This window comes from Muricoprocola aceti, assembly GCF_025567005.1.
Lineage (GTDB): Bacteria > Bacillota > Clostridia > Lachnospirales > Lachnospiraceae > Marvinbryantia > Marvinbryantia aceti.
The window spans coordinates 1-20,905 of record NZ_JAOQKE010000031.1; the positions used below are offsets into that span (position 1 = coordinate 1).

The following is a 20,905-nucleotide window of genomic DNA, read 5'->3' on the forward strand; positions in this document are numbered from 1 at the left end:
TTTAGCTACACGGCTCACTGGCGATTACCGTGACCGGACTTACACCGGCAAGTGTGGTCCAGCTTCGCTGGACACACGTCATAAAAGGAGGCTACCGCCTTCTTATCGATTTCCACAACATAGGAATCCACAAAATGCCGAACCAGTTCATCCCACGTATGGCTCTGTTCAAAGACTGTCATCAGGGACGGTTCAACCTTAAAGGTATCAAAAGTATTCGCTTCCAGATTCACATAATACTCGCACAAATCTGCTTTCGTAAAAGCCCGGTGGAAAGCAGCAGATTTTTGTGCCTGCATGGTTTCTTTTTTCTCCCCATCAATGTTAATAAAAATCCCGGCAATCCTGCTGGCAGAACCATCCAGACGACGTATTACTTCTGCCGATGCCCGAAACCACTGGTATTGATTATCCTTCATTCTCATACGATACTCTACATGGTATTTTATCTGGTTCGTCTTATCCTTAATTGCCGCCTGAAGCTGCACCATTACTCTTTCTTTATCCTGTGGATGCAGAAGATCTGACCAGGATTCCAGTTTATTCGGAAAGTCCAGAGTGTCATGATAGCCAAGCATTTTTCGGAATTCATGACTCCAGTTTGCATTCACAATCTCACTGTTTTCGTCACAGTCAAAATACCAGAAGCCGGAATAGATAGCCTCATTGAGCAGTGTCAAATTTACATGATCTCAGTTGACCTGTACGGACATAACCCAGATCTGTCTGCCCGCCTCATCTGTCGCATCCTCTTTACAAAGCCGTACATTTTTCACTGTACCGTCTGCTGCAAGGATCTGTGCTTCCCCTGTTCCGTGAAGCTGCAAAAAACGGTCTCGCTCCAGTATATCTTCCTCATCATAAAAGAAGTTTCTCAATGAGCCTTTTGTCTGTTCCATGAAAGTATCGAATGTATATCCTGTACTATGCAACAGCAGATTATCCACAGACAAAATAGACAGGTTTTGGTCATAAGATCCTGTCATTATACCTACCCCGCCATTATTTTCCAGTGTTTTCTGTACGGCCTGTGACATGGCCTGTGTCTGCCCCGTTACAGTCTCACCTAAGGAATATATTTTGTCTTCATAATTTTTCATTTTATAAAAATCCTCTCTCCGTCTTATGCCTTCTTCATCTTGCTTTTATCTGTATACAGAAAACCTGTCCCTGCTAGTTTTGTTACCCATTTTTGCATACAAAAAGGACACCTGCCAAAATCTGCCAGTGTCCCTACTATATTTCTTTAAAATCACACATCTATATAGTATAAAAGGTATCGGAATCTCTTCTGTTCAAACATCTTTTCCATATATTATGATGATATGGAAACAGTGGCAACCGGCTGACATGGTCAAGCTTTCTGACTTTAGTCCCTTCTGGCTTTGCGCCCCTGCCTTTCAACAGGTTTGCCTTTAAAATAATTTTCATTTTTTCAAAAAAACATACCATGTGTTTTTCCTCACGTCAATAATCTTTTTAAAAAATCCACACATATTTTACTTCTATTTTTGCGGATATTCGATCTGTACCAGGCACAGCTGTACCCCCGCCGCCTTTGCTTCCTCTGCCAGGTTTCCAGATCAGCAAAGAATTTTGGAAGCTCCCATCCATGTACTTCTAATAAAGTTTTGTTATATGTAATGCCTATACAGCTATAGACTGACGGAAGCATGTAAATGGCACCATCATCTGAGACATCCTGCAGCCTCTTCTTCCTGTCCTGCACATATACCCAACAGGCAATCCTACTGGCCTGAGAGATAATTCCTGTTATGATTTTAACTCCATATAATTACCGGAATCAGACAAAGCCGAAAAAAAGAAAGAAGATTAGGAACCGTAATAATTCTATTCAAATTTTCTTCCTGATTCACTTCCCTCTGCATGTACGGTCACCTCACTTTCCTTTTTTTTAGACATAAACCAATAAAATATAACACAAAATGCTAAAGCAAACACAACACCAAAAACATTTTGAATCACTCTAAGACTAACCGCTCCTTGTAGTCCATAAGTCTCTGCAGCAATGGCTAAAGCACCAAATGTGTTAAATACTGCCTGCCAGCCATATTGTGCTGATAATCCTACACCGATTCCACCAAGAATTCCTATATATGCATAGATTGATGAAGGAAGCAGAAAATATAATACTGTAAAACATATAACACCTGCAATATTTCCGACAATCCTTTTACGGACTCTGTAGTGCATATCTTCCATAAACGGCAAAATCGCGGACATGGCCGCAATACCAGCCCACATTGCACGTGGCATATTACAAAGTTCTTCAATGCAAAGGACAATCGGTACGCATAAAATCTGACATATCTGCCATTTTGTTCTGGAAGAAGTGATATCAAATTCTTGTATCAGATCTTTCAGATTTCTTTTATAAGTTCTGTTTTTATGATTTCGATAAAATACGAAGCAGGTAAGTGCTGCACCTAAAGCCATTCCGACTAATCGCATCTGATAGCTTTTTCCCGTAACATCATAACCATATAGCAGCAGATACCCAAGAACCAATGTAGATTGATTAAACATGAATGGATTATGGCATCCGAACAGAATCAACACAGCCAGTGCCGCAATATTTAACAGCATTCCCAATACCGGTGAAAACTGATTTGCTAAATGCGGACATACAGTCATAATTACAAAGAACAAAGCCAAAAGCATCGTAGATTGTCCGGTGTGGATCCCCAGATCCGCATTTCTAAACACCATGAGACATAATAAGACTACTACACCTACAATGCTGTTCTCATTTCCAAATAGGATGCTGAAAATACTAACAAAGAAAAAACAAAATGCCATTGTAACAGCTATCTTCACCAGATATACCCACATATGATATAATTTTTCTTTTAGTGTTTCACTCTTTTTCAACAGGTTTTTAGAACCTGCCTGATTTAACTGCAACTCCTGATAAAATGTCATATAAATCCTCCCATCTTCTAATTTATCTTAAAACTATATAATCTCATCTTTCTGCTTTGGCAGCTCTATAACAAATCTGCATCCACCATATTCACGGTTTTCTGCTTTGATTGTTCCTCCGGCACTATCTACAATCCGTTTTACAAGTGCAAGACCTAGGCCATTTCCTTCTGCTTTATGAGATCCATCTACCTGATAGAACTTGTCAAATATTCTGGATTTTACATCATCCTCTATTCCTGGTCCTTCATCTTCCAGAATGAACTTAACAGAATCCTGTTCCTGTTTCAGAAACATCGTAATTGTCCCCTTTGAAGGGCTGAACTTAATCGCATTATCCAAAAGATTTATCCAGATATGCATAAAAAGTCCTTCATTCCCAGTATATTTAACTTCCTCCAATTCTACCTGAAAACCAATTTCTTTTTCTGTCCATTTTGTTTCCAATGAAAGAAATGCCTGGCGGATCTGTTCATCCAGACGATATTCTGTTTTTTTCATTGGTATATTCTGATTCTCTAACTTGGATAACAGCAAAATATTACCAACCAATCCGGAAAGTCTTTGGGTGTTAAATAAGATTTTTTCTACATATTCCTCTTGATCCGGAGACAGTTCTTCTCCCTGAAGCAGCATTGTATATCCTTCAATGGCATTAATCGGGGTCTTAAACTCATGAGAAACATTAGATACAAAATCCATCTGCAGCACCTCTGTTGCACGAAGTTCTTTTGTCATAACGTTAAAACTTTGATAAGATTCTCCAACTTCTGCTATACGGCTGTTCGTTTCCAAATGCTGTTCAAAATCTCCCTGAGAAACTTCCTTCATTGCTTTACTAAGTCTGGTAATTGGTTCCAGTAACTTTGCATTGATAAAGGAAGTGATCAGCCCTGCAATCAATGTATTGAAAATCAAAAGCCAGCCAAGCACAGGTATGCTGCCCGGCAGATTAAAAAAATGATTCAAAAAAGCAAATAATAAAGCAGATATGACTGTTGAAAATACAAGTGCCAGCCAGATTGCACCAGTCAGACAGGATCGGATCCGCAATTCTTTTTTTTTCTTTTGTTCCATTATTTTTTCACCACCTTGTATCCAATTCCACGCATTGTTACGATTTCAAAATCCGGGTTATCTTTAAAACGCTCTCTGATTCTTCCTATATGTACCTCTATTGTATGTGGGTCTGCCTCCGTCTCGTATCCCCATACTTCATCCATCAACTGTTGTTTTGTAAATGTTCTGCCTGGCGAAGCTGCAAGCTTATATAAAAGCAGGAATTGTTTTTTAGGTAAAACAAGACTTTCCTTATCAGTTGTAACCGTCATTGCATCACAATCAAACTCTGTTGAACCGATCACAATTTTGTGTTCATTCAATATCTGTGCACGGCGAAGCAGTGCTCCGACTCTTAAAACCATTTCATTCACATTTACCGGTTTTACCATATAATCATCACTTCCCGAAAAAAATCCCTGACGCATATCATCAAAGGAACCTTTCGCAGTGATCATAAGCACTGGTATCTGATATCCTGCTGAACGAAGTTCTGACACCAGTTCATAGCCATCCATAACCGGCATCATAATATCAGAAATGATCAGATCAATATATTCCTTATCCAATACTTCTAATGCCTGTGCTCCATCCGATGCACTTTTGACTTGATATCCATTTTTCTCAAGCACTTTTTGGAATAGCTGGCTTAATTCTTTATAATCTTCTACAATCAATATTTGAAACACGTTTTCCTTCCTCCTTATTAAAACAGATACCTTGCCCATCCAAGCAGATGCTGCACCAAAAATATTTTTCTCTGACGTTTCTTTGTTAATTCGATTGGCTCTACATGATATGGATCATTATAAGTTCCGCCTTCTAATATCTGGCGGGACACTTTTTCATATTCCATCATGCCCTCTTCCAACTGTTTATTAATATCTTTACTGCGTATTACAAGCATCAGTTCCGTATCCAGATATGCACTTCTCATGTCCATATTAAAGGAACCGATTACAGACAGATCATCGTCAATCAGAATACTTTTTCCGTGGTATGAATAACCGCCTTCATATTCCCAGATATTAATTCCTGTACTTAAGATTCTATTTCTGTTTTTCGCATAATCGGCAGACCCAAATGGATTCCCATTATTCGCAACTGAATTTGTCATGATAGAAAAATCTAAAACGTTCTCTGCAATCTCCTCCCATGTATTATACATCATATCATTACAGATAATATATGGCGTGTGGATCTTCACACGATTTTTTGCATTTTTCATCAATTCTCCCAACTGATACCACACTACTGGTTCTTTGGAACCTGTGTGAATAGGATTTGACACTAATGTAATCTTTTCTGTCTCAAAAGTTTCGTCCGTATAATCGGTCTCGCAGATTCTTTCCTTATTCTCTTCAAAATATTTCTGATAGCTGTTCTGCAGCTCTAAAACTGCGTTCTTTACAGATTTTCTATTTGCCAGTTTTTTATTGTTATGAAAATAACCACTGTCTTCCTGATTCCATATGGTTTCAAAATACTCTGACAACTGGTTAACTGAATTTTCTTTCTCAGGTTCATCGCAAACCACTAACACGTCTCTGTCATAGTTCTTATGTCCCGGAAAATCACCCAGGAAATAATTGTATGTATTTCTTCCCCCAAGAATATATCTCTTTCCATCTGCAATCAAATATTTATCATGCATTCTACCCATCATTTTCCACGGTTTCAACGGATTGGCCTTATTATATAGTTTAATTTCAACATTCTCATGGGAAGATAATCCATAGAAATACGGATTTCCTTCCATATCAATCCAGCTCTCCATTCCATCTACTAACAGACGAATATGTACACCTCTGTCTGCCGCATCATACAGTGCTCCTAAAATCAATTTTCCACTTTCATCGGATTGAAATGCAAAAGTAGAAAGAATAATTTCCTTTTTTGCATTCTTGATCAAACGCACTCTTTGTAAAAGCGCTTCTGGATTCTTTTCTATGATTACTGCCCGTTCTGTATTTTCACTGCATTCGTTCCATGACCCATTTTTTGTTTCTTTTTTGGTTGTATTGGACACTTCCGGCTGCTTTTTATATGCAACGCAGATTCCGAGCAATTCATAAAAAGCCACACATAAAAAAATTGCCAGTATAACAAGAAGGATTTTACATATTTTATGCTTTTTCATTGTACATCACCTGATTCCTTTTTATTTCATACTTATACAATACAAAGTCAATCTCAATTTAACCTCAACAAAATTTATTTTTCATAAAAAAATATGACCGGCTTCTTTTTAAAGAAACAGTCATATTTTCATTCTAATATATGAAGGAGCTTTTCTTACTCCGTTGTATCAACTTCATCTACCAGCAACATCTCTTTTGCTCCCTCATAAGGCAATTCATATGGTGCTGACGGCATATAGCTAATTGCTGATTTTACCGCTTTGACAAGCAATCTATCATCATATATACCACCCACAATCTTTCCTCGGTAGTAGATAATGAATTCTCCCATCATAGATCTATATGTGATGTCTTCTAACTCAGATAACTGCCCTAGAATAAATTCCAAGTATTACGGAATATTATTTTCGTTTAGTTGCCCTTGTATGCATCCTGCTTTGAAACTTCAGCTATTTGCAATCTCTACATTTTTACCTGCAAAGGCGATGCCATATTTTACGATTTCCTTGATTCCACGGTCCTTCATATCTGTATCATAGTGCTTATCCTCAATCTGCTTCAGAGCCTCGTCGGCGGATGCAGATAAACCAGCATCATTCTTTGTCGCTTTGAATTCCATGATAATACCCGGCAAAGAATGTACCTTAGGCTCCAACACAAGATCGAATCTTCCCTCTCCGGATTCCCTGTTTGATCTGATGTAATATCTTGAGGACATGCCTGCTGCCAGTCCAAGCATCATGCCATGGTAAAATGTCTCCGTTCCACTCCGGTCGGCGCAAAGCCAAGGTCCCCCGGACCTTGTGCGCCCTTCTGCTGCTCCATCAAAACAACTGATGCAGGTGATCATATATTTCCGGAGGAATTCCTGAAGTTTCTTCCCATCATTCAGATACAGTGCTTTTTCAAGTCCTGCCATGACATTGCCATCCACTGTCCCCCTGAGCCAAGATAAAATCTCTGTATTGTAAACTCTGCGAATCTCCTTATTCGGTAACGCCAGTTCCATAAATGTCCCAAATTCTGTTTCAACCGCATCACTTACCGGTTTTAAATATCCTGCAAGTAATAAGAAACTGAAGATGGTATCCGTTCCATCCGTTATCCTCGGATAGATGACATCCATATTTAACGATACCTGAACGGTCTGCCCCTGCAACAGTGCAAAAAGGTTTTCTGCAATATCCGGTGTAAGAGATATCATGATCTCCCGAATGATCTCATTATCACTGGTATTGGTCCAATATGGTTTCGCCTGACAGTTATTATAGAAATAATTGGCAACAGACCAGGGATTATAGATTTCTGTACTTCCGAAACGATATCCATCGTACCACTCACGAAGTTCTTCCAGTTTTGCCTCCTGTCCGTAGTATGCTGCCATGGTGTTCACTTCATCCACGGTAAATCCAAAGTATTTGCTGTATTTCTCATCAAGTACAGAATTTACGATTGGATTATTAAGTCCACTAAACAGGTTCTCCTTTGACACACGCAGGATACCGGTAAGAACGCCAAAAGCAAGAGAAGGGTTATCCTTAAGACCACCGGACATAAAATTACGCATAAATGTAATCACTTTATTATAGAAACTTCTGGAATGTCCCTGTTGGATCGGAGTGTCATATTCGTCAATGAGAATGACTACCTTAGACTGATGATGTTTTTCCAGCATGCGTCCCAGATTCAGGAGTGATCTGGTATACTCCACATCACTCAGCTCATCCGTCTGCATTCTGGACAAATAATCCTGTTCCACCGGATTAAGTCTGTCGCTTGTAAAAAGCTCATCGTGCCGCATAAATTCATCACGGATCACATTTTTAATTGCCGCATAAGTACTGGCCCAATCCGAAAACTTTGCATCTTTGAAAGTGATGGAAATCACCGGAAATGCACCTTGCATCTTCTGATATTTTTCACCGCATGACCAAATCTGTTTATCTTTAAAGTAAATAGATGTATCCTCTTTCGTTTTTTCAAAAAAAGTTTTAAGCATATCAAGAGCAAGTGTTTTGCCGAATCTTCGTGGTCTGGTAAACAAAATGACCGGAACCTGATCGTCAATCAAATCACGGATCAGAAGAGTTTTATCTACATAATAACTGTTCTTTACTACATCCATGTAAGATGTATTCCCGACTGCGCAAGAAAGGATCCCTACATTTCCTTCTTTAGGTTTTGCGGTACCCAGGTATGCATATACCGTCTCCTCCGGAACCCTCCAATTGCGACCTTTTCTCAAAGCACCTTCCAGTTTTCCAGTATTGCATAATCCTACTACTCTTCTGATTGATAAGCCCATGATTCCGGCGGCTTCTTTTGTTGAAATATATCTGATATCGGTCATGCTATCACCTCTTTCGGAAATAGTATAGCATCTATCGGAAATTATATCAATTAATTTCCGTTTTGTTTCCGATTTATTTCCAAAGACTACTTGCATCTGCAGCAAATTGCTCCATCTCCTCTTCTTTCAGATCGGCTTTCTACTTAAACTCCATAATGATTCCCGGATACTTTTTCTCTCTCGGGGACATGGTAATATCGTATCTTCCGTTCCTCCATCATAAAAGCTTACAGATTTATCCAGATATTCCGTAATGGCGTTTTGTAAGTTTCTATTAAGAATAAATACCGGGCTCTATTTTTCAAATAAATCGTCCCCTAAAATAACATTTTGGACAATTCCTGAATATTTTCCCTTTTTATATCCATTTCCACAAATCAGCGTGATATGAATTGCCGATTTCACATTGGTTTCTTTCTGAAACTGTGACATTCTGTTTCTGAGCTTTTCATATTCATCAGCGTCCAGCATATAATCATCACTTGTAAATTTCATTTCACAGAGATTGATGACACCATCTTTTCTGCTGATGATCAGATCAATCTGCGCCCCCTTATCAGCTCCACCACTTCTCCATGCAAACTCATTTGTTTCAATTCCGCCTATTCTAAGACTTTCCTTAATCTGAGGAATGTGATTCATACACACAATCTCAAAAGCATTCCCCCTCCAGGAATGATACCCCGGTGAATTAATATACTCGTTCCATGAATCAAACTTCTTATTTTTTATGAATCGGATACTGAATAAAGTAAACGGATCGATCAGTTGATAAAACTGTTCTCCCTCTCCTCTTGTAAAATTACTGAATTTTCGGATAAAACCACACTCCTCCAGTTCTCGCAGATCTTTTGTAAGAACAGAACCTCCTCCAATTTCCTTTTCCCTGGAAAGTTCTGCCCGGGTCAGACCATCTCTGCTTTTCGCAAGTCTCTCAAGGATTGCCAGATGTTTTTCAGGTTTATCAAACAATGAATAAAAAATGTTGTTGTACTCATCATGAAGGAAGCCATACTCCTTAAAGCAAAGTTCATTCACATTCTGTGCCAGGCTGAGGCGTGAATCGAAAAGATTCAGATAATGCGGGATACCTCCAAAAATCATGTAGCTTTCAATCATCTGGCTTCGATTCATAACGATATCATTCAATTCAAACAGTTCTTCGCATTCTGCCAGCGAAAATGGAGCAAGGTGAATGCGTCTTGTAATCCTGTTATGAAATCCTTTTTTATTCGTGAGAAGGTTCGTTATAATCCACGACGTGGCAGATCCGCAGGCGATCAACACCAGATCCTCCTGCGCCGATGCCCAACTATTCCAGAAATAATCAAGCGCACTTTTAAAATCCGAGCGGGCCGTATCCATCCACGGAAGTTCATCAAGAAATATGACTCTTTTATTATTAATCGGTTCACGATATACCTTATCGCTTTGCAGCAATTCCTTAAGACGCACAAAAGCCTCAAACCAATCTACAGGTACACTTTTTTCTTCATATCCATATGCATTCAGGCTTGCCTGAAAAGCACGCAGCTGTCCCTTCGTCTTTTCATCTGACAAACCAGTCGTATAAAACGAAAACTGCTGATTAAAGTATTCGCGGATCAGGTAAGTCTTTCCCACCCTTCTTCTTCCGTATACGACAACAAATTCCGGTCGCTTTGACAGCAGGCACTGCATAAGACTGTCCTTTTCTCTTTTTCTTCCAATAATCTTCATAGAAGCACCACCTTGTCATAAATCGCCATACACTGTTTTATAATAGCTTATTTGGCGTTTTATGGTGTATATTTTGATTATAAATCGCCATTGTCTTTTTTTCAAGTTAAAATATAAGGTCGAATGTCAAGACTTTTCATCCTCATTTACTTCCCTTCTTCTTTCTGTAAAATGTCGCTTTGCTCATGCCAAACTCGATCATGATATCAACATCCGCAACCTTTCTGCTTCTGCAGTAGCATCCGTAAAGCACATCATAATACTCTTCTCCGAAATTTGGCGTAAAATACTTCACCAGTGTCATAGCCCGGTGAACCATATCACATAATCCATAAATCAAGATCACGTTATTCATTTGGTTCCTTGTAACGATGCATATGCATATATTTTGTGACCCATGCACGATCATAATAATGGCTGTACTCAGACATCTGGCAGCCATGACATAAATCATCAGCAACTTCCAGGATCACATCCAGAAGCTCCAGATTCTTTTTCCATTTACTATCGATCGCATCATATCCAATCAGCGCACCAAGAATATTTCCTGTAACAGCACCAGTTGAATCACTATCGCCTTTATGGTTAACTGCGACAATCATAGCCTTCGAGAAATCATTCTGATATTTGAGTACACAATACAATGCAATACCCAATGTTTCTTCAGCAACCCAGCCCTCACCTAACGCATGGATATTGTCCAGATCATCTGTGTCAGTTTCTTCAGACAGTCGAATAGCTCTGTCAATTATATCAACGAGTACAGGAAGATTCTTATCTCCGGCAAAGAGATTTGAAGCGGAATCTCTTGCTTCAAGAACCATATCCTTTAAGCTCATTTCATCATGAGAGCAAAGAATTCTGCTTATGATATGGCTAACTACGGCAGATGGCATATAACCAAGAGAATGACTATGGGTAATAGCTGAAAGTTCTGCTGCTTCCATATCAATCTGTTCTATATCTCCGTAAAAGTTCTCACCAGGTCTATATTTCAGAGCTAATGGGGCAATACGCATAATACCGCCACAGCCTTTACTTCTATTTATCGGACTGTTTATAAAGCTATTAACATAATCTGCATTTGCTCTGGTTTTCAGGGCAGAAAGGCAGGTATTGCCAGGTGCACGTCTGGAATACAATTCAGGAACATCCAACAACCATGAACGGCCTCCATTTTTCGTAAATCGCTCATAGCTATTTACCGTATCAATGTCTGACTGCTGAGTTTTTAACCAGTCCAGATAGGCATATGGAACGTATGCTTTCGGATCTCCACCAATGCCATGCATTGATAATCTGGTATCACCCACCAGGATTCCATTGGCTGTAAATAAGGTCATCTGTGTATCGTCTGAAATGAGGGCTTTTCCGTTTGTCAAATCATATTCCGTAATACCCTGGACCCCGTACTTTCTGAAGATCTGTTCCTCCTGCAGGAATTCAACTGTATACCCTAAAGCATCACCAATGGCTCCACCAACAAGACTTCCTCTGATTCTGTCCAGATTTTTTTCCGTCTTTTTTATTTTCTCAAGAGCGTATGCCATTTCAGCAGCATTTTCCTCTCGATAAAAATCATCGAAGTTTCTCGCAAATTCCTTGTAATTGTATTGATCCGCAGAATGGCTGAGCACAGCGAAATCAATTCTCTGGAAGAAATCTTCTGCTTTCATTCCATCATAATCAAATTCTTTCAATACTTTATAAAACAGATCCGAAACAACATGAGCATCATTTGCAAACGCACCACATCCAAATGCCCCCAGAATCAGAACTTCATATCCAAGATGTGCAGCCACCTTCAACATTCCTGTAATACGGCCATAGACCATATCCTGATATTCCTGGTCGGTCAGCCCCTCCATACCATCTCTCAACATTGGTGCCGCGCATGTCATGACAGATACAATAACACTCTCATCCAGTAAATTACCTTTTTCATCTTTGATAATTTCAACCTGCGGTGTGATCATAACTGCATCCGATCCCATGTAAGTATTCAAAGATTTATTGTATTTATAATATGCAGATGCTTTTGAACTCTCCAACGATAACAGGAGCGAACTCCTTCTACAGAGATCTTCTTCTTGCGCCTTTGATCCACGGCGTACACCGCCACCTGGATTTACAGGATTTGCAAGATTCAGTACAAGAATCGGTTTTGATTTCTTGTTGAACATATAGGAGCAATCCGAATACCTTTTAATAGCCAAAGAATAAGAATCCATGTTAACGCAACCAACACCAATTCTTCCCATCATATGAACATGCTCAAAATCCTTATTGTCAGAAATTCTCTTCACGTCCTTTGGCAGGAATACGGATATTTCTTTCATTTCTTTTTTAGAAAGCTTCAGGTTCACCCGCCTTCCATTTACTTCATAATAGCCTCTATCCATTATGACCATTGTATCGTTAAGCATATTTATATTTTCAAATCTCATTGTCGACACCTCCATCACACTTTGGCAAATATATATCTGTAGCATAAAAATATATATCACTCTCCGTCCAAAGTTCTATATATATATACATTATAAATTGCCGTGTCGTGTTTTAGGTCTCCCTGCAAGCGACCATATCTTCTACCTCATAATTTGCAATTATATTCTTTAAATATTGAGCATAATCCGCCTTCACACTCTCCGGACCGGTGATCCTCATTCCGGATCCGATACCGGTTACCCAACCAAAGAACTGCGGGCTTACCGATACCAGTACTCTGGTTTTGAAATAATCTTCTCCCTGCGGGAGCAACCATACGTCATGACCAAAGCGATCAATCACAACGCCAGCCAGTTCATTCCTGCATTCCAGTGTTACTTCTGCATCTACGCCGCCGTACATACCAAAAGTCTTCTTGGCAAATGCAGCCAAGTCGAAGTTCTTGAAGGACTCTTCACCCTTACGATCTGTTTCCAGAATCTCAGTATTCTGCATCTTATCAACACGGTAATGCTTGATGATTCCAGCCGCTGCATCATAAGCTACCAGATAATAATTCTCATCATCCCAGGTCAGTGCCCATGGGCTGACTACATAGAATGCACCGCCTTTTTTCAGTTTCAGTTCTTTCTTAACAGTCCACTCTGCATAATGGAACTTAATTTCCTTATTCTCGTAAATTGCAGTATGAATGTAGTCCACATTGTAATAAACAGTTTCATTCTCCGTCTTCGGACGGTTTACGATGAAAACATATTTGGAAAGCATTGCAGCATCCGTCCTACAGCTGAGCTTCTCTAATTTCGTTATCAGTTCCTTGGATTTCTTCTCCGTGATAAACTTGGATGACTGCACAGCATCTACCAAGAGCTTTAACTCCGGCAGTTCAAAATCTCTGGCACCAATATAATAGCCAGGATTCTTTCCTTTCTTCTGCTGGATATCCAGTCCGAATTTATCAAGGATCTCCATCTATGTATATATCGTTCTTCGATCCGTACTGATGCCATATTCCTGATCCAGAATCGTGCATAATTCCGATGCGTTCAGCATGTGCGTATCATCGGTACGTTCCAGAAGGATTTCCATCAGGCGCAGGGTACGGAGCTTCTGATCAAAGGAAGCCATGGTATGTCACCTCAATATCTTTTATTTCTTTTTCTTCACTCCATAAGGAGTTCTTTCCTCTGCCACCATCTGCATATCGGCAGAACGATTACCAAAATCCGGATAATAAACCTTAGCAGTTTTTCTTACCTGGATCTCACCGGTCAATCTCTCTTTTAGAAGCGAATTTCTCTTTGTAACAGTCACATTTCTCACTGCATAAGAAAGTGCCTTCTTCGTGCCGACCATTACCAGAATCTTCTTAGCTCTGGTAATGCCGGTGTAGATCAGATTTCTCTGCAGCATTACATAATGATTCATCAAAACCGGCATGACTACGATCGGATATTCCGATCCCTGGGCTTTATGAATGGTTGTGGCATAAGCATGCACCAGTTCATCCAGCTCAGTAGCATCGTACTCAATGCTTCGCCCATCAAAATTCACCAGAAGGGTACGGTCCTGCATATCAACGGACTCAATGATACCAATATCTCCGTTGAAGACTTCCTTGTCGTAATTGTTCTTGATCTGCATGACCTTATCGTTTGGCCGATAAACAAATCCATTCCTTCGAAGGCCCTCTCCCTGTGGGTTTAAAGCTTCCTGCAGCGCCATGTTCAGATTGGTAGCTCCGACTACACCTCTTTGCATCGGTGTCAGCACCTGAATCTGACTGGCTGGTGTCCGATAATATCCCGGAAGCTTCTTATGTACCAATTCCACGATCTTCTTCGCTGCTTCCTCCGGATCCTCCTGAGTCATAAAGAAGAAATCCGTATTCTTTCCATTGGATGTATCCGGCATCTGACCAGCATTGATCTTATGTGCATTCATGATAATCCGGCTGGTCTGAGCCTGACGGAAAATCCTGGTCAGACGAACCACCGGAAATACTTCACTGTCGATCACATCACGGAGCACATTTCCTGCGCCAACCGATGGAAGCTGATCAATATCTCCCACAAGAATCAGACGCATATGCGGCGGAATGGCCTTCATCAGTGCATTCATCAGGACAATATCGATCATGGAACACTCATCCACGATCAGCACATCCCCCTCAAGCGGAGTTTCCTCATTTTTCTGGTAGCCTTCCGGAGGCTTTAATTCCAGAAGTCGATGGATAGTCTTTGCCTCCAGACCTGTGGCTTCTGTTATTCGCTTGGCAGCTCGTCCTGTTGGGGCTGCCAGCAATATATTCAGTCCAAAGGTGCGATAGGCTGCAATGATACCCTGGGTTGTGGTGGTTTTTCCTGTACCCGGACCACCGGTAAGCACCAGGACCTTTGCAGTCGCTGCCCGGCGTATGGCTTCCACCTGCACCTCATCATATTTCATATTTACAGTATTCTGGATTTTCTCAATATCCACAGACAACTCCGGATTACCGGTATCCTGTCTGGCTTTCATAAGAGAAACCCATAGTCTGTCTGCTGCCGGTTCTGCAGCCAGCTTTTTCAATTTATTGGCAACACCAACCTCCGCAAAATAAAACGGCGGCAGGTAGATACATTCTTTTTCAATCTCTTTGGCAGCATCTTCCTGAATAACCTCATCCGGCACAAACTGAGGAACCATAATCTTCTCACGGATCAGTTCTTCATCCTTCAGCATCTGATCCATGGTCATAATAATGCTGGTATCCTCCGCCTCCAGAAGCGCTGATGCTTTCTTGATCAGCTGATCACGCTCTGCATAAACATGACCCTCATCTGCCAGCTCACTTAAGGTATACATGATACCACTGCGCAGACGGATAAATGCCTCCTTGCCAATCCCAAGCTTCATGGCAATGCTGTCGGCCGTCTTAAAACCAATTCCCCAGATATCATCCGCCAGGCGGAATGGATTCTCCTTAACCTTCGGAATGCTCTCATTGCCATACTGACGATAGATCTTCGCTGCAAATGCAGTGCTCACACCATGATCCTGGAGAAAAAGCATAACATTCTTGATCTCCTTCTGTCGTTCCCAACTCTTTGCAATCTTATCGACACGCTTCTTTCCGATACCGGGAACCTCCAGGAGCCGCTGCACATCCGTCTCGATGATCTCCAGCGTATCCGTACTGAACTGCTGCACGATCTTCTTAGCAAACTTCGGTCCCACACCCTTGATCAGGCCGGATCCAAGGTACTTCTCAATACCAAAAACTGTGGCAGGCATGGTTTCTTCCCAGCTCTCCGCCAGGAACTGTCTGCCATACTTGGCATCTACTTTCCAGTTGCCATCGATCAAAAGCACTGATCCGACATTCGCATCTAGAAGATTACCAACAACTGTCACCAGTTCATTATAATTCTTAACGGCACACTTTAAGACAGAATAGCCGTTTTCAGGATTCTGATAAGTGACACGCTCAACTACGCATCGGATTTTTACCATTCTGTCTCACCTGCCTTTGTATTCGGAGCCTCTGGTAGCTCCTAATCTTTTGTGGTCAATATTTATTTGCTAAATGCCCTGCAGTTCATCAAGCATTGCGCTTCTCCTCGGATACTGCTTTCTATAAGTCTCCGCAAGAGTTGCCGCCTTTTCCCTGCCACCCGGATATCTCATCATCCATTTCAGGTATTTTGCTATGTATCGATAGTCACTTCTCTTTTTACCTCGTTCTGCAGAATCATCAGCCGCCTTTACAAGAACAGCAAGACATCGCTCCGGATATCTCTGGATAAGTTCTCCTTCATAATGTTCCAAATATGTAGGACCACCATGCTCAACGCCAGTCATGATCAGATCATATCTGCCTTCCTCTTCATACCAGGTAAGCGGTCTGCAATCACCTGGAGCAAAGGTAGAAAACAACTGATTTACTGTATCTGTCCAATCATCCACAGGAATCAGAGCCTTATATTCTTCCCATATATCCATATGACCAATTTTTATCCCCAGAAGTCTCTTCACCTGAGCTGCATACTTCTCCTGCATTCCGAACTGTTTATACAGATCCTTTAATTTACCGTTATAATTTTCCCTGTCCCAATTGCGCTCCACAGCATCTGCCAATGCTTCATAAATTCTCAGGCATTCATCCTGATTTCCATATTCTAGTTCAATCTTAGCCAGTAATTCTCGTGAATCATTCCGTTGAAGATCCTTGGCGTATGCTCGAATCTCCTCAATCGGCCGCTTCTGCTCTCCGTAGATTTGCAGGATATAATCTTTGCACCGATAGATATCATAGACCTCCCATGATTTTTCCTTAACCAGTTCTGTTTTCGCTGCAATTCTGCCATTAAGGAAAGCAATTTTCTTTTCAAGTAGTTTCGGCTCTTTAAAGTGCGCCATCATATATTCCAGAAGAGAGTCTTCCATATAATCGATTACGGATCCGTCCATCTTCTTCAGGAACCAGTCCATCATTTTCGTATGCGGAATATCCGGATGCTCTCTTTCATAGATCTTATTCCAGATTTCAAAAGCAGAATAGTAGATAAAGCCCTGTGTCTCACCATTCGAATCATCTTTGCCTGTTTTAGCCCATTTCAGATACGTCGTGCAAACCAGATCAAACAACTCTTTATCTCTATATTCACGAAGTAACACCTTCGCTGCTCGGTCAAGAAAATCTTCAACATTGTATGCTAGATTGCCACATTGCCGCCAGTCCGCAAAACCACGAGTAGTATTGCATCGAAATATCTCTGTCAGCTCATCTTTGTATTCTTTCAAAGTCATGTCTTACCCACCTTTAAATATAATTCCAGATCTCATATCCCTGCCGTCTTGCCGAGTCATAGACCGGCTGCATATTTTTTTGCAGGATATTGTAGAATTCTTCCTTGGTATTCCCAGGTCTGTATAATTCCTGACCGGCCCAGATAGAATGAAGATTATCTCTGTAACAGGCTTCAAAACGTTTATGCAATTCTTCCTTCTCGTGGATCAGTTTGTACATACCAAACTGATTTTCTGCAAACACAATAAAGAAAGGATCCCACTTCGGAAGCTTGTTGCTCTTGGAAGAATTCAGAGAAGAATCCATCGGCATCAGGTTCCAAAGCTCATCATTCATAACAAATGACCATGGGATGAAATGATCCACATCATACTGCTTGGACACAATCGGATTGCCGGTAAAGACATCCCTGACTTCTCGCACATCCAGAATGCCTTCCCATAGCTTACGCACATTATTCAGCTTTCGCATCTTTTCATCCATTGGTGCCAGTTTGTAAATGAGGCTTGGGACTTCCGGATTATTATTCTGCAGCCATTTCACCTTTTCATACTGAATCCATCCAAGGATATTTACTGTATTATCCTGGATCATCTTCATCCAGTCTGAGTTGAAATGGACTTCTTTTTTCAGTTTACTGCTGTCTCCAAAGGTATACGGCAGTCGAATTACAGTACTATCGATTCGTCTGATATACTCGGTTAATCTACGAATACTTCCCCACGGCACTTCTTCTGCACTTTTGGAGAAGAATCCCGCCAGTGCACGTCCCGGAACCATATTTGTCAGCTGCTCTTTGGAAAGTTTTAGATCAACATTGTGCTCTCTAATGGCATTCTTAATCTCTACTTTAGAAGCATTTGCCGGAAGGTCACTAAGTTCGGTCAGTTTCAGAACAGCACGTTCCAGACCATCTCTCACAAGTCCGTCCGCCTGGATGCCGCTAAGATGAATGTGAAATTCTCTTACGGAATACCATGCATTGCAGATCATCTCATCAATGATTGCATCGAACGTTGTATCCTGAGTTCCCTCAGAAATAATATCCACAATTGCTTCCAGCCAGTAAAATTTATAACAATAGGAAGGATCCTTCATCATCTGAGAGAAGCCTTCGATATCCAGGGTGTTGTGGTACTCTCCATTGATATGTAAGGAATATCCTATTTGCGTAGAATCAAATTCAGCCACCTCTCATCACCCCTTCCTGGTCTGACATCACCGGTGATCCAATGGTCTTCTATCGTAAGCTCCGGAATCCCTGCTATGAATTCCTTAAAGGAATCCTCATTAAAATCTGTAAAATACCGACCATTACGCACACCTTCAAAATCACCGTATTTGAAGGAAGTGTAGATTACGCCGGTATCTTTAAGCGCATTGCACATTTTTCGAATCACCAACAGCAGCTCATTCTTTGGCAAATGCAAAATAGAAGAACAAGCCCATATGCCACCATATGTATTGATATCATCCAGTTCCTGAAACAGCATTTCTTTCACTGCAATACCGGTAAATATACTTGCTAATCTACAAATTTCCGCCGAACCATCCGTTGCTGTAACCTGATATCCTTTATCCATGAAATATCTGGTATCACGACCGGAACCGCAGCCGAAATCAAGGATCGATGCGTTTTCATCCAACAATTGTAGGAATCTATCCTGAGCCAGATGCATATCCACATTCTGCGTATTCTCTATGAAGTTTTCTGCATTAAGGTTGTAGTAATCAATCGTAAGATCCATTTTCATACTTCCTTTCAAGCAGTTACAGCTATCCGCTCTTAAATTTTTTCTAATTTATTCTCTTCGTCAAAGTAGACCTTGTCACCTTCGTTGATATTACGCTCATAGAGCATAGCATCTTCTGCCTTTACTCTCAACTCTTCACCTGAAGAATTCATAAGTGTGACTATCGCCATGACATGTGTATCTTCTGCTCGTTCTTCGCATCCGAAGTCCAAATCTTCATCGATTCTTTTTACTATATAAATCATACACTTCACCGTTATTTCTGAGATAAAATACAATCAGATGCTCATACACTCTTTAATCTTCCCAATTAGCGTAATATCAGCCGGTAGCCACGCTACACTATCTAATTCATCTTTTGTAAGCCACTTCGCAGCTTCCGCTTCTTTGAGTTCCAATTCCCCTACACTAACTTTCGCCCAGAAACAATCCATAGAGAGATGAAAAGTCGGATAATCATATTCAATGGTATCAATCAACTCACCAACTTCAATTTCTGTGTTAAGCTCTTCCATAATTTCTCATTTAAGTGCCTGTTGCGGTGTTTCTCCTGGCTCCACTTTGCCGCCGGGAAACTCCCATTGCCCTTTAAATTCTCCATAACCTCTGGCAGTTGCAAAAATCTTTTCTTTATCTCGAATAACTGCTGCAACAACTCTTATCGTTTTCATACAGCTTTGCCCTCCTCATCTAACAGATTGCTCTCCAAATACTTCAACAGGTCTTCTCTGACTGGTTGATGCATTTTCATTGTAACCTTCGTGATGTCCTTCATCTTTCCGTTGTTATCCATCTTTTTATCACCTACTGCTGATATGATGTCACAAGTCCCCATATAGTAAAAGCTTGTTTCCGCATCACTTTTCTTGACCATCAAATGTTTCCTCTTCGCTCCCGTAACATCTTGCATATAGCTGCTTTCCGGTCCCTTACCAATCTGAGAATCCCAGCGGAAGATCATACTATCCGTAAATGCATCCGCATAATCCGGTTTACCTTCTGCAGCCTGATTCTTACCAAACTTATCCTGATATCTCCTAAGTCCAACACGAATCAGATCATCCATCTGTTTATAAAATTCACTGTGCTGGAGCCTTTTGATATAACTCACCATTCTACGGATAAACTTTGCGTCATGGTCAACTTCGCTTTATAGGACTTACCATTCAGATAAAGATTTACGTCCTTGGATTCACCCCGTTGAATAAATCGTCCAGCAACTTGGCTAAATACCACCTGATGCTCAATCGGTATTGCAAAACCATAATTAAAGAGCGACCAATCAACTTCTTTTTTATACACATATTCATCTGAAATAGTTTTAATCATTTTAGTCGCTCCCTTCTATGCAAACTCTTATTCCAAAATCAACTCTTCTTACCTTTTCGCAGTTGTCTGATAAGAAACCAAATCACCAAAATCGCAATTCAGTTTGTCACAGATTTTTGCCAGTATCTGCATAGAAACAGGTTCTCCTCTGCTCATCTTTGCAAGCGTACTAGTACTGATTCCCAATTCTTCAACCAAATCCATCTTTTTCATTTCATGATCAATCAAAAGTTTCCAGAGCCCATTGTATGAAACCTTCATATTAATACCTCATGTCGTGATTTGGTAGTGTCAAAAAACTACCTGTTTTTATTGTTCTAAAATCCTTTAAAACCTTGATTTATTGGAGGTTTACAAATAAAAAGAGCAT

General features: G+C 40.6%; 19 protein-coding genes, 3 pseudogenes and 1 riboswitch. All 22 genes and pseudogenes read right to left on the bottom strand.

From position 1 onward, the window contains the following. Positions 1-77 precede the first annotated feature (77 nt). Positions 78-1,100, bottom strand: a pseudogene (locus tag OCV47_RS16115) (PAS domain-containing protein); the annotation flags it as partial. Between the two features lie 233 nt (positions 1,101-1,333). Next, positions 1,334-1,424, bottom strand: a riboswitch (cyclic di-GMP riboswitch). A 360-nt stretch (positions 1,425-1,784) separates the two neighbouring features. Then, positions 1,785-1,889: pseudogene (locus OCV47_RS15025) on the bottom strand (CDP-alcohol phosphatidyltransferase family protein); the annotation flags it as partial. Further along, positions 1,852-2,943 (bottom strand): FUSC family protein, encoded by a 1,092-nt coding sequence (locus tag OCV47_RS15030; protein WP_262655863.1) that lies wholly within the window; start codon positions 2,941-2,943, stop codon positions 1,852-1,854. The pseudogene OCV47_RS15025 and the gene OCV47_RS15030, both read right to left, overlap by 38 nt. A gap of 33 nt (positions 2,944-2,976) precedes the next feature. Beyond that, entirely contained in the window at positions 2,977-4,020 is a 1,044-nt protein-coding gene (locus OCV47_RS15035; RefSeq protein WP_262655864.1) for a HAMP domain-containing sensor histidine kinase, read from the bottom strand. After that, on the bottom strand, positions 4,020-4,730 hold the full coding sequence (locus OCV47_RS15040; RefSeq protein ID WP_262655865.1) for a response regulator transcription factor: 711 nt from the start codon (positions 4,728-4,730) through the stop codon (positions 4,020-4,022). The genes OCV47_RS15035 and OCV47_RS15040 overlap by 1 nt, the downstream gene beginning before the upstream one ends. Further along, positions 4,709-6,142, bottom strand: a complete 1,434-nt coding sequence (locus tag OCV47_RS15045) for a phospholipase D family protein (RefSeq protein WP_262655866.1) — start codon at positions 6,140-6,142, stop codon at positions 4,709-4,711. The genes OCV47_RS15040 and OCV47_RS15045 overlap by 22 nt, the downstream gene beginning before the upstream one ends. Before the next feature lie 155 nt (positions 6,143-6,297). Beyond that, positions 6,298-6,531, bottom strand: coding sequence for a TfoX/Sxy family protein (locus OCV47_RS15050; protein ID WP_470358849.1), 234 nt, complete (start codon positions 6,529-6,531; stop codon positions 6,298-6,300). 57 nt (positions 6,532-6,588) lie between these two features. After that, positions 6,589-8,493: an AAA family ATPase gene (locus tag OCV47_RS15055; protein ID WP_262655867.1), complete on the bottom strand. Its 1,905-nt coding sequence runs from the start codon at positions 8,491-8,493 to the stop codon at positions 6,589-6,591. Positions 8,494-8,787: 294 nt separating this feature from the next. Beyond that, a complete protein-coding gene (locus OCV47_RS15060) occupies positions 8,788-10,212 on the bottom strand; it encodes an AAA family ATPase (RefSeq protein ID WP_262655868.1) in 1,425 nt (474 codons plus the stop codon). Positions 10,213-10,354: 142 nt separating this feature from the next. Next, positions 10,355-10,567 (bottom strand): ArpU family phage packaging/lysis transcriptional regulator, encoded by a 213-nt coding sequence (locus OCV47_RS15065; protein ID WP_262655869.1) that lies wholly within the window; start codon positions 10,565-10,567, stop codon positions 10,355-10,357. After that, entirely contained in the window at positions 10,560-12,659 is a 2,100-nt protein-coding gene (locus OCV47_RS15070; protein ID WP_262655870.1) for a TIGR02452 family protein, read from the bottom strand. Before OCV47_RS15070 ends, OCV47_RS15065 begins: the two co-directional genes overlap by 8 nt. A 112-nt stretch (positions 12,660-12,771) precedes the next feature. Then, the gene (locus OCV47_RS15075; RefSeq protein WP_262655871.1) at positions 12,772-13,632 is read right to left on the bottom strand and encodes a helix-turn-helix transcriptional regulator; all 861 of its coding nucleotides are present in this window, start codon (positions 13,630-13,632) and stop codon (positions 12,772-12,774) included. Continuing rightward, the gene (locus OCV47_RS15080; RefSeq protein WP_262655872.1) at positions 13,633-13,788 is read right to left on the bottom strand and encodes a hypothetical protein; all 156 of its coding nucleotides are present in this window, start codon (positions 13,786-13,788) and stop codon (positions 13,633-13,635) included. A gap of 21 nt (positions 13,789-13,809) precedes the next feature. Beyond that, a complete protein-coding gene (gene recD2, locus OCV47_RS15085) occupies positions 13,810-16,155 on the bottom strand; it encodes an SF1B family DNA helicase RecD2 (RefSeq protein WP_262655873.1) in 2,346 nt (781 codons plus the stop codon). A 69-nt stretch (positions 16,156-16,224) separates the two neighbouring features. Beyond that, entirely contained in the window at positions 16,225-17,451 is a 1,227-nt protein-coding gene (locus OCV47_RS15090) for a hypothetical protein (RefSeq protein WP_262655874.1), read from the bottom strand. 13 nt (positions 17,452-17,464) lie between these two features. Continuing rightward, on the bottom strand, positions 17,465-18,643 hold the full coding sequence (locus OCV47_RS15095; protein WP_262655875.1) for an HNH endonuclease domain-containing protein: 1,179 nt from the start codon (positions 18,641-18,643) through the stop codon (positions 17,465-17,467). Next, complete coding sequence (locus OCV47_RS15100) at positions 18,616-19,200, bottom strand: class I SAM-dependent methyltransferase (protein ID WP_262655876.1); 585 nt, start codon at positions 19,198-19,200, stop codon at positions 18,616-18,618. Before OCV47_RS15100 ends, OCV47_RS15095 begins: the two co-directional genes overlap by 28 nt. Before the next feature lie 38 nt (positions 19,201-19,238). Then, positions 19,239-19,451 carry a hypothetical protein gene (locus OCV47_RS15105; protein ID WP_262655877.1) on the bottom strand — a complete coding sequence of 71 codons (213 nt, stop codon included), beginning with the start codon at positions 19,449-19,451 and terminating at the stop codon, positions 19,239-19,241. Positions 19,452-19,484: 33 nt separating this feature from the next. Beyond that, positions 19,485-19,877: pseudogene (locus OCV47_RS16120) on the bottom strand ((deoxy)nucleoside triphosphate pyrophosphohydrolase). Next, positions 19,874-20,272, bottom strand: coding sequence for a DUF3427 domain-containing protein (locus tag OCV47_RS15115; RefSeq protein WP_262655878.1), 399 nt, complete (start codon positions 20,270-20,272; stop codon positions 19,874-19,876). The pseudogene OCV47_RS16120 and the gene OCV47_RS15115 overlap by 4 nt, the downstream one beginning before the upstream one ends. Before the next feature lie 41 nt (positions 20,273-20,313). After that, positions 20,314-20,535 carry a hypothetical protein gene (locus OCV47_RS15120; protein WP_262655880.1) on the bottom strand — a complete coding sequence of 74 codons (222 nt, stop codon included), beginning with the start codon at positions 20,533-20,535 and terminating at the stop codon, positions 20,314-20,316. A gap of 48 nt (positions 20,536-20,583) precedes the next feature. Next, entirely contained in the window at positions 20,584-20,796 is a 213-nt protein-coding gene (locus tag OCV47_RS15125) for a helix-turn-helix domain-containing protein (RefSeq protein WP_235249084.1), read from the bottom strand. Between the last annotated feature and the right edge of the window lie 109 nt (positions 20,797-20,905).

Excerpts from the sequence above, each read along its gene's own strand:
- OCV47_RS15065 (WP_262655869.1), bottom strand. The coding sequence starts at position 10,567 with ATGAATAACGTGATCTTGATTTATGGATTATGTGATATGGTTCACCGG.
- OCV47_RS15090 (WP_262655874.1), bottom strand. The coding sequence starts at position 17,451 with ATGACTTTGAAAGAATACAAAGATGAGCTGACAGAGATATTTCGATGC.
- OCV47_RS15070 (WP_262655870.1), bottom strand. The coding sequence starts at position 12,659 with ATGAGATTTGAAAATATAAATATGCTTAACGATACAATGGTCATAATG.
- OCV47_RS15125 (WP_235249084.1), bottom strand. The coding sequence starts at position 20,796 with ATGAAGGTTTCATACAATGGGCTCTGGAAACTTTTGATTGATCATGAA.
- OCV47_RS15040 (WP_262655865.1), bottom strand. The coding sequence starts at position 4,730 with ATGGGCAAGGTATCTGTTTTAATAAGGAGGAAGGAAAACGTGTTTCAA.
- OCV47_RS15035 (WP_262655864.1), bottom strand. The coding sequence starts at position 4,020 with ATGGAACAAAAGAAAAAAAAAGAATTGCGGATCCGATCCTGTCTGACT.
- OCV47_RS15045 (WP_262655866.1), bottom strand. The coding sequence starts at position 6,142 with ATGAAAAAGCATAAAATATGTAAAATCCTTCTTGTTATACTGGCAATT.
- OCV47_RS15115 (WP_262655878.1), bottom strand. The coding sequence starts at position 20,272 with ATGGATGATCTGATTCGTGTTGGACTTAGGAGATATCAGGATAAGTTT.
- OCV47_RS15080 (WP_262655872.1), bottom strand. The coding sequence starts at position 13,788 with ATGGCTTCCTTTGATCAGAAGCTCCGTACCCTGCGCCTGATGGAAATC.
- OCV47_RS15075 (WP_262655871.1), bottom strand. The coding sequence starts at position 13,632 with ATGGAGATCCTTGATAAATTCGGACTGGATATCCAGCAGAAGAAAGGA.
- OCV47_RS15100 (WP_262655876.1), bottom strand. The coding sequence starts at position 19,200 with ATGGATCTTACGATTGATTACTACAACCTTAATGCAGAAAACTTCATA.
- OCV47_RS15030 (WP_262655863.1), bottom strand. The coding sequence starts at position 2,943 with ATGACATTTTATCAGGAGTTGCAGTTAAATCAGGCAGGTTCTAAAAAC.
- OCV47_RS15060 (WP_262655868.1), bottom strand. The coding sequence starts at position 10,212 with ATGAAGATTATTGGAAGAAAAAGAGAAAAGGACAGTCTTATGCAGTGC.
- OCV47_RS15105 (WP_262655877.1), bottom strand. The coding sequence starts at position 19,451 with ATGATTTATATAGTAAAAAGAATCGATGAAGATTTGGACTTCGGATGC.
- recD2 (WP_262655873.1), bottom strand. The coding sequence starts at position 16,155 with ATGGTAAAAATCCGATGCGTAGTTGAGCGTGTCACTTATCAGAATCCT.
- OCV47_RS15120 (WP_262655880.1), bottom strand. The coding sequence starts at position 20,535 with ATGATTAAAACTATTTCAGATGAATATGTGTATAAAAAAGAAGTTGAT.
- OCV47_RS15055 (WP_262655867.1), bottom strand. The coding sequence starts at position 8,493 with ATGACCGATATCAGATATATTTCAACAAAAGAAGCCGCCGGAATCATG.